General features: G+C 72.3%; 13 protein-coding genes. 5 read left to right on the top strand and 8 right to left on the bottom strand.

Translation table 11 applies throughout. The features are described from left to right. Window positions 1–39: 39 nt before the first annotated feature. Both AQI94_RS00530 and AQI94_RS00525 read left to right on the top strand, forming a co-directional pair. Window positions 40–1,386, top strand: a complete 1,347-nt coding sequence (locus AQI94_RS00530; RefSeq protein ID WP_031056721.1) for a nicotinate phosphoribosyltransferase — start codon at window positions 40–42, stop codon at window positions 1,384–1,386. Between the two features lie 229 nt (window positions 1,387–1,615). Further along, window positions 1,616–2,203, top strand: coding sequence for an isochorismatase family protein (locus tag AQI94_RS00525; RefSeq protein WP_031056719.1), 588 nt, complete (start codon window positions 1,616–1,618; stop codon window positions 2,201–2,203). 16 nt (window positions 2,204–2,219) lie between these two features. Here AQI94_RS00525 and AQI94_RS00520 read toward each other — a convergent pair whose 3' ends face one another. Both AQI94_RS00520 and AQI94_RS00515 read right to left on the bottom strand, forming a co-directional pair. Beyond that, window positions 2,220–2,564, bottom strand: a complete 345-nt coding sequence (locus tag AQI94_RS00520; RefSeq protein WP_031056716.1) for a hypothetical protein — start codon at window positions 2,562–2,564, stop codon at window positions 2,220–2,222. Between the two features lie 113 nt (window positions 2,565–2,677). After that, window positions 2,678–5,035: an immune inhibitor A domain-containing protein gene (locus tag AQI94_RS00515; RefSeq protein ID WP_031056714.1), complete on the bottom strand. Its 2,358-nt coding sequence runs from the start codon at window positions 5,033–5,035 to the stop codon at window positions 2,678–2,680. 337 nt (window positions 5,036–5,372) lie between these two features. Here AQI94_RS00515 and AQI94_RS00510 point away from each other — a divergent pair, with 337 nt between their 5' ends. Continuing rightward, window positions 5,373–5,633, top strand: coding sequence for a hypothetical protein (locus AQI94_RS00510; RefSeq protein WP_031056711.1), 261 nt, complete (start codon window positions 5,373–5,375; stop codon window positions 5,631–5,633). Between the two features lie 1,038 nt (window positions 5,634–6,671). On the opposite strand, the gene AQI94_RS00505 is transcribed toward AQI94_RS00510, so the two are convergent. Beyond that, a complete protein-coding gene (locus AQI94_RS00505; protein WP_031054003.1) occupies window positions 6,672–7,301 on the bottom strand; it encodes an RDD family protein in 630 nt (209 codons plus the stop codon). Between the two features lie 89 nt (window positions 7,302–7,390). Then, window positions 7,391–9,049 carry an RDD family protein gene (locus AQI94_RS00500; protein ID WP_079062522.1) on the bottom strand — a complete coding sequence of 553 codons (1,659 nt, stop codon included), beginning with the start codon at window positions 9,047–9,049 and terminating at the stop codon, window positions 7,391–7,393. Between the two features lie 273 nt (window positions 9,050–9,322). Between AQI94_RS00500 and AQI94_RS00495 the strand changes: the two genes are divergently transcribed. After that, a complete protein-coding gene (locus AQI94_RS00495; RefSeq protein WP_031053310.1) occupies window positions 9,323–9,805 on the top strand; it encodes an SsgA family sporulation/cell division regulator in 483 nt (160 codons plus the stop codon). Between the two features lie 16 nt (window positions 9,806–9,821). Here AQI94_RS00495 and AQI94_RS00490 read toward each other — a convergent pair whose 3' ends face one another. Further along, the gene (locus AQI94_RS00490) at window positions 9,822–11,237 is read right to left on the bottom strand and encodes an FAD-binding oxidoreductase (protein WP_031053306.1); all 1,416 of its coding nucleotides are present in this window, start codon (window positions 11,235–11,237) and stop codon (window positions 9,822–9,824) included. Window positions 11,238–11,329: 92 nt separating this feature from the next. On the opposite strand from AQI94_RS00490, the gene AQI94_RS00485 reads away from it, so the two are divergent. Further along, complete coding sequence (locus AQI94_RS00485; RefSeq protein ID WP_062229522.1) at window positions 11,330–12,847, top strand: tetratricopeptide repeat protein; 1,518 nt, start codon at window positions 11,330–11,332, stop codon at window positions 12,845–12,847. Here AQI94_RS00485 and nthA read toward each other — a convergent pair. The 3 genes from nthA to AQI94_RS46505 are packed head-to-tail and all read right to left on the bottom strand — an operon-like array spanning window position 12,825 to window position 13,972. Then, on the bottom strand, window positions 12,825–13,409 hold the full coding sequence (gene nthA / locus AQI94_RS00480; protein ID WP_031041583.1) for a nitrile hydratase subunit alpha: 585 nt from the start codon (window positions 13,407–13,409) through the stop codon (window positions 12,825–12,827). The two genes, AQI94_RS00485 and nthA, sit on opposite strands and share 23 nt — an antisense overlap. Next, window positions 13,399–13,698 (bottom strand): SH3-like domain-containing protein, encoded by a 300-nt coding sequence (locus AQI94_RS46510; protein WP_031041585.1) that lies wholly within the window; start codon window positions 13,696–13,698, stop codon window positions 13,399–13,401. The genes nthA and AQI94_RS46510 overlap by 11 nt, the downstream gene beginning before the upstream one ends. Beyond that, window positions 13,691–13,972, bottom strand: coding sequence for an SH3-like domain-containing protein (locus AQI94_RS46505; RefSeq protein WP_031041589.1), 282 nt, complete (start codon window positions 13,970–13,972; stop codon window positions 13,691–13,693). The genes AQI94_RS46510 and AQI94_RS46505 overlap by 8 nt, the downstream gene beginning before the upstream one ends. Window positions 13,973–13,980: the final 8 nt, after the last annotated feature.

Here is a 13,980-nt window from a genome sequence, read left to right as displayed (position 1 = left end):
ATCGTCACACTGACGCGAAGTGGGGTAGCATCCGTTGTTATGAACACAGCGGACCTTGGGCTGCCGGTGGACGTTCCCTCGACGGCACTCTTCACGGACCAGTACGAGCTGACCATGCTGCAGGCCGCCCTGAAGGCGGGTACCGCCGAACGGCGCAGCGTGTTCGAGGTCTTCACCCGGCGGCTGCCGGAAGGACGGCGCTACGGCGTCGTCGCGGGCACCGGCCGGGTCCTGGACGCGGTGGAGAACTTCCGCTTCGACGGGGACGTCCTGGGCTTCCTGCGCGAGCGCTCCATCGTCGACGAGGAGACTTTGGACTGGCTCGGCGCCTACCGCTTCGGCGGTGACATCTGGGGCTACCCGGAGGGCGAGGTCTACTTCCCGGGCTCGCCGATCATGCGGGTGGAGGGCTCCTTCGCCGAGTGCGTGCTCCTGGAGACCGTGATCCTGTCGATCCTCAACCACGACTCCGCGATAGCCGCGGCCGCCTCCCGGATGTCCTCGGCCGCGGGTGACCGGCCGCTGATCGAGATGGGTGCCCGCCGCACCCACGAGCTGTCCGCGGTCGCCGCGGCCCGCGCCGCCTACGTCGGCGGCTTCGCCACCACCTCCGACCTCGCGGCCGGCTTCCGCTACGGCATCCCCACGGTGGGCACCTCCGCCCACGCCTTCACCCTCCTGCACGACCAGGAGCGGGACGCCTTCCAGGCCCAGGTGGACTCGCTGGGACGCAACACGACCCTGCTGGTGGACACCTACGACGTCACCGAGGCCGTCCGCACGGCCGTCGAGGTCGCCGGGCCGGAGCTCGGGGCCGTGCGCATCGACTCCGGCGACCTGCTCCTCGTCGCCCACCGGGTGCGGCAGCAGCTGGACGAGCTGGGCGCCGAGGGGACGCGGATCATCGTCACCTCCGACCTGGACGAGTACGCCATCGCCTCGCTGGCGGCGGCCCCGGTGGACGCGTACGGCGTCGGCACCCAGCTGGTGACCGGGTCCGGGCATCCGACCGCGTCGATGGTCTACAAGCTGGTCGCGCGCGCCGAGTCCGACGATCCGAAGGCCCCGCTGATCCCGGTGGCGAAGAAGTCGTCCGGGGGCAAGACCTCGATCGGCGGCCGCAAGTGGGCGGCCCGGCGGCTGGACGCGGAGGGTGTCGCGGAGGCCGAGGTGGTGGGCACCGGGCCGGTCCCGGCGGGGCTCACGGACCGGCAGCTGCTGGTCGAGCTGGTCAAGGGCGGCGAGGTCGTCGCCCGCGAGCCGCTGGACGTCGTACGGGACCGGCATGCCGCCGCCCGGGCCAACCTGCCGCTGTCGGCGACGCAGCTCTCGCGCGGGGAGCCGGTCATTCCGACGGAGTATGTCAACGGGCGCACGGGTAGCTAGGGTCTGTCCGGCCGATCGGGCCGGCTCCCGCACGAGGTCGTTCGAGCACGGCGGATCCGGCAACCGACGACAACGCCGCAGCTCGGCGCACCGGCCCGCGCGACGCCGGCGTGATCCGCCGGACGGGCGCCGCGGCTGTCGTCCCGAACGCGCCCCGCAATGCCCCCTCCCGCCCGGTCCCCGAAGTCTCTAGGCTCGTAAGTTCACTCTTAGTCGAAGGACACCCACCATGCGCCGCGCCTTGATCGTCGTCGACGTGCAGAACGACTTCTGCGAGGGAGGCAGCCTCGCGGTGGCCGGAGGCGCCGATGTGGCCGCCGCCGTCACCGAGCTGATCGGGCAGGCGGCGGGCTCCGGCTACCAGCACGTGGTGGCCACCCGCGACCACCACATCGCCCCCGGCGGCCACTTCGCCGACAACCCCGACTACGTGCACTCCTGGCCCGCGCACTGTGTCGCCGGGACCGAGGGGGTCGGCTTCCACCCGAACTTCGCGCCGGCCGTCGCCTCCGGGGCGATCGACGCGGTCTTCGACAAGGGGGCGTACGCGGCGGCGTACAGCGGGTTCGAGGGCGCCGACGAGAATGGCGTGACCCTGGGCGACTGGCTGCGGGCGCGGGAGGTGACGGAGGTGGACGTGGTCGGGATCGCCACGGACCACTGCGTACGGGCCACCGCGCTGGACGCGGCCCGGGAGGGCTTCCGTACCCAGGTCCTCCTCGACCTCACCGCCGGGGTCGCCGAGGCGACGACCGAGCGGGCGATCGAGGAGTTGCGCCAGGCGGGCGTGGAGCTGTCCGGGAAGCCGGTCGTCTAGGGACAGGCCCCCGGCCTCAGGCCGGTGCCGCCGGCCTCCGCAGCAGTGACCTGATCGGATGCCACAGCTCCTGAGCCAGCTCGGGACCGCCCACGACAGCGTTGTCAGGGGCGGTACGCCATATCAGTCCGTCCGGATGGTGGAGCACGGCGGTGATCTCGTCGGGGGTCGGGGGCGCGCCGTTGCCGCGCAGGTACACGGCCCGCAGACCCAGGTTGCGCAGCCTGGTCAGGGCGCGCGCCCGGTTGTGGGCGTGGACCAGCACCCGCACGCTGCCGTATCCGTCGGCGGGCGGGCGCGGCAGGTTCAGCGCCACCACCACCCTGCCGTTCGGCAGCTTGCAGAAACCTCCTGCGGCCATGCGGTCACACCCCCGTGAGCGTCGGTGTCAATAAGGAAGCCACAGGACGCACCTAAACACGATCGGCGGCAACCCGCCAGGGGTTGCCGCCGATACGCTTCTGACCTGCAGTTTTACTTCTTCTTGGCCGAAGGTCCAACCTGGAGCGAGATCGTCGAGCCGTCCAGGGGCTCCTTGACGATCTTGATCCGGGTGTCGGTGTCAGTGATCTTGACACCGGCGAGCGGGTTCGTCGCGTCGTAGTAGCTCGACGTGCCGTCGTCGAAGACCGGGACGCCCGGCTTGGACTTGATCTTCGTCGCGACGTCGGCGTTGTGCAGCGTGATCGAGTCCGTCGGGTACCAGCTGAAGGTGGAGTCGTAGGCCTGGATGCGGTTGCGCATCAGCGTGCCGTCGGACCACTTCAGCGCGGTCGGGTGGGAGTCGATCGGGAGGATCAGACCCTCGCCCGGGTGCTGGCTGGTGTTGTCGTCCGCCTGGGAGGTGTCCCACTTCCAGATCAACAGGCCGTTCTGGTAGGCGTAGTGCTCCACCCAGTCCGGACGGGTCTTCGAGAAGCCGTAGTTGTACGGGCCGACCTTCAACACCTTGTCGTACGACACGTATTGGCGGTTCTCGGCGAGGTAGTACTGCGCGTACTCGTCCGTGATCGAGGAGCCGATGCGCGAGAAGCCGTTCGCGGTCCAGGCGGCGTCCGCCGTCTCGGCGTTGTCGGAGAACAGGGTCGCGCCGTCGGCGGTCACCGTGATCTCGTCGGCCGTGAAGCCCTTCTGGGCGACCCCGCCGTCGGTCTGGTAGCGGAAGCGCAGCTGGATCTTCTGGCCCGCGTAGGCGTTCAGCGGGAAGGTCAGCTTCTGGTACGCCTCGACCGTGCCGGTGAGGGTGGGCTTGCCGCTGCCGTCACGCGGGATCGCGGTGCCGTCGGCCAGAGTGCCGTCGATCGGCGTCCAGTTGGCGCCGTCGGTGGAGACCTCCGCGTAGACGTAGTCGTAGTCCTTCTCGGTGTCCCACCAGGCGTCGAGGGTCAGCGCCGCCGAGGACTTGCCGGTCAGGTCGACCGCGCGGGTCAGGGTGTTGCGCAGGTCGTTGCCGCTGCCGCTCCACCACTGGGTCGCGCCCTGCGCCGGGGTGACCACCGAGGTGGTGACCGTCTTCTTCGGCAGCTGGACCACGAGCGCCTGCGGGTTCTTGGTGTTGTACTCCGCGACGCCCAGCTTGTGGCTGGAGCGCTTGCCGGCCGTGGCCGTGTCGTAGTCGAGCCAGCCCAGTTGGAGCTTGTCCCAGGCGTTCATGTCGCCGGGCAGGTCACCGATGGAGTCCTTGCCGGTGCCGAGCCAGGAGCCGGAGGACATCAGCGTCCAGAAGCCGGTGGAGTTCTCGCCGCCGCCGGAGGTGTCGTACTCGTCGGGCAGGCCGAGGTCGTGGCCGTACTCGTGGGCGAAGACGCCCAGGCCGCCGTTCTCCGGCTGGATGGTGTAGTCGCCGACCCAGATGCCGGTGTCGCCGATCTGGGTGCCGCCGAGCTTGTTGGTGTCCGGACCGGTGGAGCCGGCGTCGGTGCCGAAGGCGTACCAGCGGTGCGCCCAGATCGCGTCCTCGCCCTGGGCGCCGCCGCCCGCGGACTCGTCCTCGCCGGCGTGCACGATCTGGAAGTGGTCGATGTAGCCGTCGGGCTCGTTGAAGTTGCCGTCGCCGTCGAAGTCGTAGCGGTCCCACTGGTCGAACTCGGCCAGTTCCGTCCTGATCTCGGCGGCCGTGTCACCGGCGGCCTCACGCTGGGCGACCCAGGCGTTGACGCCGTCCTGGACCGCGTACCAGGCGCAGTTGTCGGGGTCGCACTTGTTGGAGCCGTAACGGGCCTCGTTGTAGGGGACCTTGACCCAGTCGGTGACCTCGCCCTCGACCGAGTAGCGGCCCGAGGACTGCTTCTCGTAGTACTTCTTCAGCGACTCGGTCTTCTTGCCGGTGCCGAAGTACAGGTCGCGGAAGTGCGTCTGGTTGTAGTCCGCCTGCCAGGCCGTGCTGTTGTCCTTGGCACGGTCCGGCTTGGCTATCTGGTTGTGCAGCGGGCCGGCGGTGCCGCCGTAGCGCGGGTCGACCTTGTCGCCGAACTCGACCAGGATCGTGAAGATCTTGTCGGTCTTCTCACGGCCGAGTTCGACGTACTTGCTGTCGCCCTTGCGGCTCTTGAGCTCGACCACCTGGGAGCCGTTGCGGTTCTTGACCGCCGCGTCCCCGGATATGACCTGGTCGAGCGCCTCCTTGCGCTGCGCCTCCCGGGTCTTGGTCAGCGGGCCGTCGAAGTCGTGCTCCCTGGCCTTCGCCGGCTGCGGGTCCTGCCGGTCGACCGCGGAGGTCCCGGCGGAGCTGTCCGCGGCCTGCGCCACGGCGAACGTGGAGAACGTGGCCGAGGCCGCGGCTATCGCCACGACCGTCGCTGCCGTCCTGAACGTCCAGGATCTGTCAGTCACTTGTACCTCTCCCCTATCAGGCAAGTGAGCCGTATTTGACTAAAGTTTGAGGAGAAAAGACAGACCTTGACTTGGACCCGACAAGTGCATTATTGGGAGCCGGTGTTCGCATTGCGGACACGTGCCTGCAACACGACGGGCGCGCGCGACCGTCCACTTGATGGACGTCATGACTCCGTGCGCCCCCTGTGCTCCGGCACTGTTGGTTAGGTCACGCTTACTGTTCGTTCCAGTCGGGCACACAGGCGATTAGAGTCGATTGGCGGAACGCCCGGATGTCGGCGGAAAGCCAGGCCGACACCCCCCGTGGACCCCCGATTCCGAGGACACGATTGCCATGCCTCGTCCGACCGCCGCACAGATCGCCTACGGTTCGATCACCGTCATCTTCTCGACGCTCGCCATGCTGCTGCTGTCACAGACGAGTTCGGCCGTGGGGACCGCGGTCATCGCGGTCTCGGCGCTCGCCCTCGGCCTGCTGGTCGCCATGACGGTGCCGCAGCCGAAGTCCCGCGTCGTCGCGGTGAACAGGCCCGTCGAACGCGCGGCGGAGGAGCCCGTACCCGCCGCGGCCACCCGCTCCAAGACCGCAGCCTGAGCACTGCGTTCACCTGGCCGGCTCCTCAGGGTCCACCGAGGCACCGGCCACGTTCGCGCTCGCTCCCGCCGACGGCTCCGCGCCCCAAGCACGCTGCCACGACACCGCGTTGGCCGCGCTCCGGTACCGCCCGATCCCTCGGCCTGTGCGCCGTCACGGGCGCCCGGAGCCAGCCACTGCCCCGTACGGCGGGACGGCCCGCAGTGGGCAGGAACAGCTCGCGCGCGCATCGCCCACGCCGCCGTGCCCGGAACACCAGCACAGGCCGCCCAGCGGGCCCTCCGGGTCCATCAGCCCGGACCGGAGCACCGCCCGCGTCCACCCACAGGCCGCTGGGCTCTGCGAGGCATCCCCGCGTCCACCCGACCGGACCGCGGGGCACCGACCGCACTCCCCCTCACAGCCCGCCACGGCACGCCCGCGATCACCCCGCCCAGGCTCCGGACCACCTTCGCGATCACCCCGCCCAGGCTCCGGACCACCTTCGCGATCACCAGGCCCAGGCTCCGGACCACCTCCGCACCCACCCAGGCAGCCCGGGTCACCGACCGCGCTCTCCCCCACAACCCGCCGGCTCACCGCCAGACGACCACGATCTCTGGATTGCCTCCGCACCCCCAGGCAGACCCGAGCGCCAACCGCGCTCCCCTCACAGCCCGCCGACGCCCCCGGCCCGCAAACGGCCCCTCCAGGCGTGCCACAGCAAGACCTGCCGCACCGGGACTCCGGACCACCGCATCCACCCAGGCAGACCCGAGCACCGACCCCGCTCCCCCTCACAGCCCGCCGACGCCCCCGGCCCGCAAACGGCCCCTCCAGGCGTGCCACAGCAAGACCTGCCGCACCGGGACTCCGGACCACCCGCATCCACCCAGGCAGACCTGAGCACCGGCCACGCTCCCCCTCACAAGCCGACGGCCCGCCGCCCCACCACCGCGACCGCTGGGGACGTCTCCCCCAGGCAGACCGAAGCGCCGGCCCCGTGCGCCCTCGCGGGCCGACGACCCGGCGCTCGTGAGGGGCGCGGGAGGGGGCGGGTCAGCCTGTGGTGACCACCACGGTCTTCGCCGCCTTGTCGTGCAGGCCCTGCTTGTAGGGCTTGTCGAAGTAGCTCCAGCCGCCCGCGATGGCGGTCCAGATGCAGGCGCAGCAGAACGCGAAGGGGATCCACAGCACCGCCGAGCGGGTCAGCGTGGTCTGCACGGAGGGCGTGGAGCCGTTGTCGAGGTTCGCCACCCGCATGCCGAGCCACCTCTTGCCGAGCGTCTGCCCGGACCGGCTGATCAGGACGGTGTCGTAGGCGATGTAGAGCACCGCGGCGAGGAGCGACTGCGCGAGCGACTTGCCGTACTGCACGTCGTCGCCGTTCACGTCGTACTCGCTCACCCCGAAGCCCCAGGTGATCAGCCAGACGACGATGCCCACGAGGATCATGTCGATGATGCGGGCGAGCGTGCGCCGCCCGCTGGGCGCGAGCGGCGGCATGCCGGCCAGCGGGTCGGCGGGGTAGGAGCCGCCGCCGTACGGGTCGCCGCCTGGGGCGCCCCCGGGAGGCGGGGGCGGTGCGCTGTACGGCGATCCCGAGCCCTCGGCCGGCGGGGGCTGTTTCCTGAACGGGTCGTCATCCGGCGGCTGCTGGCCGGAGCCGGGAGGCGGTTCACTGCTCATGGCCCGAGTCGACCGCGAACCCCCCGGCTCCGCATCCGGCGAGCGGCCGTCCGGGGTACCGAATCCCGTACGCCGTTCGCGGGATCCGCTCAGCCCGCCACGAACGTATGCGCCGCCTTGTCGTGCCAGCACTGGCGCCACGGCCGGTCGAACAGGCACCAGGCGACGCCCACGAGGCCGATGCCGAGCAGGCCGGGGACGCTGTAGACCAGCCAGCGGCGCAGGGCCGCGCCGAACGCCGGGGGCTCGTGGCCCTCGATGTCCCGCACCTCCAGGCCGAACAGCTTCTTGCCGAGGGTGCGGCCCCACTTGGCGGTGGGCAGCGCCTCGTACAGGACACCGGCGACGAGGAGGACGGCGACCACGATCGCGAGGTACACCGACGTGGTGCCGTCCAGCAGCCAGACCGTGACGGTCTCGCCGGAGAGCTTGGCCGCGTCGACCTTCTCGGAGATGTGGTCGGCCGCCCTGGTGCCGAGGGGGACGGCGGCGACGGCCGTCACGGCGCCGACGACGAGGGTGTCGAGGAGCCGGGCGGCCAGCCGCTTGCCGAGAGCCGCGGGTCTGGCGGAGGCCTGGCGGCGGGCGGCCGCCTGGAAGATGTCCTCGACCGGTGGCTTCCAGGGGGCGGGCTGCTCCTCGTCGGGCCCGGCGAGCCGGTGCACCTGCTGGGCCCAGGACGGCTGACCGCCGCCGGGACCCGCGCTCATGGGAGTGGCGGCCTGGGCCCCGGCGGCCTGCTGGGGGACGCCCTGGTGCGGCAGGCCTTGCTGCGGCACGCCCGGAGGGGCCGTCTGCGGGCCGGGGGCGGCGCCGGACTGCTGGGAGCCGGAGAGGGCCGCGGCAGCCGCGGAGGCGGGACCCTGCGGGTCCGCGGCACCGGCCGCCGCGGCGCGCTCGGCGGCCGCCTTGCCGGCACCGAAGCCCGGGGCCTCGGGGGCCGCCGCGGAGGACTGCGGGCCGGCCGGCGGGCCGCCCTGGGCGGTGGGACCGGAATACGCGGGTCCGGGCGTGCTTCCGTTCTGCGCCCCGGGCCCCGGGCCCTGCTGCGCCGTGCGCGGGGAGAGCGCGCGGAACTTCATGGTGCCGTCGTCGGACTGCTGGGCCGCCCCCGCCCCCTGGGACCCGGCCGTGGGCCTGCGGAAGACCCGCGTGCCGCCGTCCTCGTCCGGCTCGGCGGGCGGGATCGTCGCGGTGCCGTCGGTACGCGCCGCGTGCCCGTCCGGCTGGACCGGCGCCTCGGCGGACCGCCCCGGTCCCGGCACCCTCGGGTCGGCGCCCTGCGGAGTGCGCGGTACGCCGTGCTGAGCTCCCTGCGGCCCCTGCTGAGCCCCTTGGTGGGGAACCCCCTGAGGCGCCCCCTGCTGAGCCTGCGCGGCCGACTGCGGGGACCCCCACGACACCCGGCGGTCCTGGTCGCCGCCGAAACCCGCCTGGTGGGCCCGGTCGGCGGCCCACGCGGACGCGGGTTCGGGACGGCTGCCGTGCTGGGTGTCGGGGTGCGGGGGTTCCTCGGCCGGGTCCTCGTCGAAGAAGTGCGGGCCCGTCTCCTCCACCGGCGACGGGGCCGCGTCGGAGCCCGCGCCGGACGGCGACGCGAGCGGTTCGCCGGCCGCCGGGGCGGGACGGCTGGTGCCCGGCACCCAGGAGGCACCGTTCCAGTAACGGACATATCCAGGAATGGACGGGTCCGGGTAGTAGCCCTCGCGGGGCCTGTCGTCACCGGGTGCCGGGGTTGGGGCGCTCATGTCCGTCGTCCCGTATCTGCTCGGGGGTCAATAGAGGGGGCTCCACATCTATCAGACCGGCGCAAGACCCACCGCAAGTCCCACCGGACCCACCCCTTTTGAGCACGACCCGGCACCGGCCGTGATACCGGCCTCGACACCGGCCGTGGCGCCTGCCGCGGTGCGCCCGGAAAAAAGTCCGCCGAACCCGCGTAATGATCCCGCCCCCTGCCCCCTCTCCACTCGTACGGGCCCACCGCGGGACCCGGACGAGCCGAGAGAGGAACGAACGACATGCACCACACGGTGGTAGAGCGCGAACTGGAGCTCCAACTCATCCTGTCGCCCGAGCGCAGCATCCCGGTCCCGGCCCGGCTGGGCTACCGCAGCGACGACCCCTTCGCCGTCCACATCACCTTCCACATCGGCTCGGACCACCCCGTCCACTGGACCTTCGCCCGCGAACTCCTCGTGGAGGGGGTGTTCCGCCCGTGCGGGCACGGGGACGTGCGGGTGTGGCCGACGAAGGTCGCGGGGCGCGGTGTGGTGCTGATGGCACTGAGCTCCCCCGACGGCGACGCCCTCCTGGAGGCCCCGGCCGCGCAGGTCTCGGCCTGGCTGGAGCGCACCCTGAGGGCGGTCCCCCCGGGCTCCGAGGCGGAGCAGCTCGGTATCGACGACGGTCTCGCCGAGCTGCTGGCCCCCACTCCGGGCTGTCACGACGAACTGTGGCTGTGCGACCCGTGGCCGGGCGACGAGTCCAAGGACGGGGAGTGAGCCGTACCGCCAGGCCTCAGAACAGCTTGCCCGGGTTCAGGATCCCCAGCGGGTCGAAGACCCCCTTCACCGCGCGCTGCATCTCCACCCCCACCGGGCCGATCTCGCGCGCCAGCCACTCCTTCTTCAGTACGCCCACCCCGTGCTCCCCGGTGATCGTGCCGCCGAGCTCCAGGCCGAGCGCCATGATCTCCTCGAAGGACTCGCGGGCCCGCCGGGACTCGTCGGGGTCGGCGGCGTCGAAGCAGACCGTGGGGTGGGTGTTGCCGTCACCCGCGTGGGCGACGACACCGATGGTGAGCCCGTGCTTCTCGGCGATCCGCTCGGTCCCTTCGAGCAGTTCACCGAGCCGGGAGCGGGGCACGCACACGTCGTCGATCATCGTGGTGCCCTTGACCGCTTCGAGCGCGGTGAGCGACAACCGGCGCGCCTGGAGGAGCAGTTCGGACTCGGCGGCGTCGTCGGCCGGGACGACCTGGGTGGCACCGGCCGCCTCGCACAGCGCGCCGAGGGCGGCGAGGTCGGCGGCCGGGTCCGTGGTGTCGAAGGCCGCGAGGAGCAGGGCCTCGGTGGTCTCCGGCAGTCCCATGTGCGCCAGGTCGTTGACGGCCTTGACGGTCGTACGGTCCATCAGTTCGAGGAGGGACGGCACGTGCCCGCCCTCCATGATCTTGCACACCGCGTCGCAGGCGGCGGCCCCGGAGGCGAACTCGGCGGCCAGCACCAGCTGCTCGGGCGGCTTCGGACGAAGGCCCAGGACCGCCTGCACGACGATGCCGAGCGAGCCCTCGGAGCCGACGAAGAGGCGGGTCAGGTCGTATCCGGCGACCCCCTTCGCGGTGCGGCGGCCGGTGGACATGAGCCGCCCGTCGGCGAGGACGACCTCCAGTCCGAGGACGTACTCGGCCGTGACCCCGTACTTGACGCAGCACAGTCCGCCGGACGCGGTGCCGATGTTGCCGCCGATCGTGCACATCTCCCAGCTGGAGGGGTCCGGCGGGTAGTAGAGGCCGAGTTCGTTCACCGCGCGGGACAGGGTCGCGTTGACGACGCCGGGTTCGACGACGGCGATTCGGTCGACCGGGTTGATCTCCAGGATCCGGTCCATCCTCGTCAGGGACAGCACGATGCAGCCGTCGGAGGCGTTGGCCGCGCCCGACAGGCCCGTGCGGGCGCCCTGGGGGACCACCGGGACGCGCAGCTCGGTGGCGATGCGCATGACGTGCTGGACCTGTTCGACCGTGCGCGGCAGGACGACCACGGCGGGGGTGCCGGCCGGGCAGAAGCTCGCCATGTCGTTGGCGTAGGAGACCGTGACGTCCGGGTCGGTGAGCACGGCGTCGGCGGGCAGACCGGTGAGCAGGCGGTCCACCAGGTTGCCGGTGACCGCGGTGTCTTCGTCGCGACGGGCTTCGATACGGCTCATGATCACAGCGTCGCACCGGGGGCCATCGGTGTGAACCCCACCTGCGGCAACCGCCGTATGCCGCGGTGCGGTCGTCGTACTGACGCACAGTGAGCGCCATGGAGAACCGAGCCACGGAGGACCGGCCCGCGCAGCCGCGGCAGGAGCGGCGGGCCCGGCTGCGGGGGCGCCTGGTGATCGCCGCGGTCGCGGGCTGCGCGGTGCTCGGCACGGCGCTGATGCTGCTGCCCGCGGAGCGGACGGCGCCCCGTGCGCCCGCCCCGGCCCCCGGCGCCCAGGCGCTGACGGCGGTCGCCGCCGGGGTACCGGCCGCGCTGCCCGACCTGGCGGCCCTGATCGGTGAGCGGGAGGGCCATCTGCGCCGGCATCCCGAGGACGCCGGGTCGTGGGCGCTGCTCGGGACGGCCTACGTCGAACAGGGGCGGCGGACCGCCGACACGACGTTCTACACGAAGGCCGAGAACAGCCTGCGGACGTCCCTGAAGGTGCGCAGGAGCGCGGAGGCCCTCGGCGGTCTGGCCGCCCTCGCGAACGCGCGCCGGGACTTCCGGACCGCGCGGACCTGGGGCGAGGAGGCGCGGCAGCTGGAGCCGAGACGGTCGACGACGTATCCGGCGCTGATCGACGCGTACACGGGGCTCGGCGACTACAAGGCGGCCCGTGGGGCGCTGGAGCGGCTGACGGAGCTGCGGTCGGGGCCCTCGGTGATGGCCCGGGCGGCGGCCGTGTACCGGGACCGGGGCTGGCGCGAGGACGCGGCGGCCCAGCTCGCCGACGCGGCGGCGGGCGCGCGGGCCCCGGCCGAGCGGGCCGCGTATCTGGAGCGGGCCGGGCAGCTCGCCTGGGAGCGCGGTGACCGCGAGGACGCGCTGCGGCACTTCCAGGAGGCGGTCCGGATCGACCCCGACCAGCGGGCGGCGCAGGCCGGTCAGGGCCGGGCCCTCGCCGCGCTGGGCCGCACGGCGGAGGCCCTGAACGCCTACCGGACGGCCCTGGCGAAGCAGCCGCTGCCGCAGTACGCCCTGGAGCTGGGCGAGTTGTACGAGTCGCTGGGCCTGGGGCAGGCCGCCCGGGTGCAGTACGACCTGCTGCGGGCGGCGGTGGAACGCGCCGCGGCGGGCGGGGCGGACGAGGAGCTGGTCCTCGGGCAGTACGAGGCGGACCACGGCGACCCGTCGTCCGCGGTACGGCGGTTGCGGGCCGAGTGGCTGCGGCAGCCGGGGATCGCGGTGGCCGACGCGCTGGGGTGGGCGCTGCACCGGTCCGGCCAGGACCGGGAGGCGCTGCGGTACGCCCGGATCGCGACGGACCAGGTGCACGGGGGCGGGGTGCGCAGCGCGCTGTACGCGTATCACCTGGGCATGATCGAGTGGGCGTCGGAGCAGTCCGCCCCCGCGCGCCGCCATCTTCAGGAGGCCCTGCGGATCAACCCCTGGTTCTCGCCGACGCGGGTGCGGGAGGCGCGGGAGGCGTTGGCGGCGCTGGGGGACGTGCCGGACACGGGCCTGCCGGAGGAGAACGGGGCGGACGAGAGCGGGCCGGACGCGAGCGGGGCGGACGACGAGGGCGGACCGATGACGGACGCGAAGCCCGTCACACCGCGGCCGTACCGATGAGGGCGTTCCTCGTCACCAGCCCCGCCAGTCCCTCCTCGTCGAGCGCTTCCGTGCCGTCCGGTCGGCGGGGCAGCACCATGTAGCGGGTCTCCGCGCTGGAGTCCCACACCGTGATGTCCACGGAGGCGGGCAGCGAGAGCCCGAACTCCCGCAGCACCTCGCGTGGTTCGCGGACCACGCGGGAGCGGTAGGCCTCGGACTTGTACCAGCTGGGGGACGGGCCGAGCAGCCGCAGCGGGTAGCAGGAGCACAGGGTGCAGACGATGACGTTGTGGACGGACTCGGTGTTCTCCACGACCCGCAGGCGCTGGTACGAGCCGTCCATGTACCCGAGCTCCTGCACGGCGGCCGTGCCGTCCGCGAGCAGCCGGGCCCGGTAGGCGTCGTCGGTCCAGGCGCGGGCCACGACCCGGGCGCCGTTCGCCGGCGAGGACTCCGCGAGGAACGCGTCGATCGCCTCGTCCAGCCGCTCGCCGGTGATCAGCCCCTTCTCCTCCAGGAGGGTCTCCAGTCGCCGTACCCGCCGGGCGATCGTCGCGTCGGTGTGGTGGTCACCGCTCATCGTCGGAATCCTCCTCCAGGTAGCTCTCCCACAGGTCCAGTACGACGTGGTGGTCGCCCTCGCCCCACAGGTCGCGGGCCTCGAAGCGGACCGCGTAGATCTGCTCGACGGGCGCGTCCCCGCGGCCCCGCGCGCTGACGTCGGCCAGTTCCCCGGGGCCTTCCGGCTCGACGACCACGCCCCGCTTGCCGCGCGCGTACCGCGGCAGGCGAGTGTGGTGCGGCGGGTCGTGGCGGTAGGTGCGGACCCGGGTGCCGGGCGGGAAGCGGTCGGTGGCCGCGTCAGTCATCGAGCTCACCCGGCCCGAGCACGCCCTTGCGTTCGAGCAGGGCGCAGATCGCGGTGAACCAGCGCTCGTAGTACGACGCCGCCAGGTACTCCGCCGGTGGCATCGACTCGATCGCGTCCCGGAACTCGTTCGTGTTGAAGAGGCCTTGCGCGCGCAGGGTGTTGAAGAGGCCGACGACACGTGCCTCCCAGTCCGCGTGGAAGGGCTCGGTGTCGTCGGTGGTGTCGATCGCGCCGAATCCCTGCGTGCCGCCCACGTCGTTGATCCTGGCCATGCGGCCAG

It is taken from the genome of Streptomyces pseudovenezuelae (assembly GCF_001513955.1).
GTDB classification, from domain to species: domain Bacteria; phylum Actinomycetota; class Actinomycetes; order Streptomycetales; family Streptomycetaceae; genus Streptomyces; species Streptomyces pseudovenezuelae.
The sequence above is the reverse complement of the archived record's forward strand: the minus strand, read 5'-3'. Positions and strand labels throughout refer to the sequence as shown.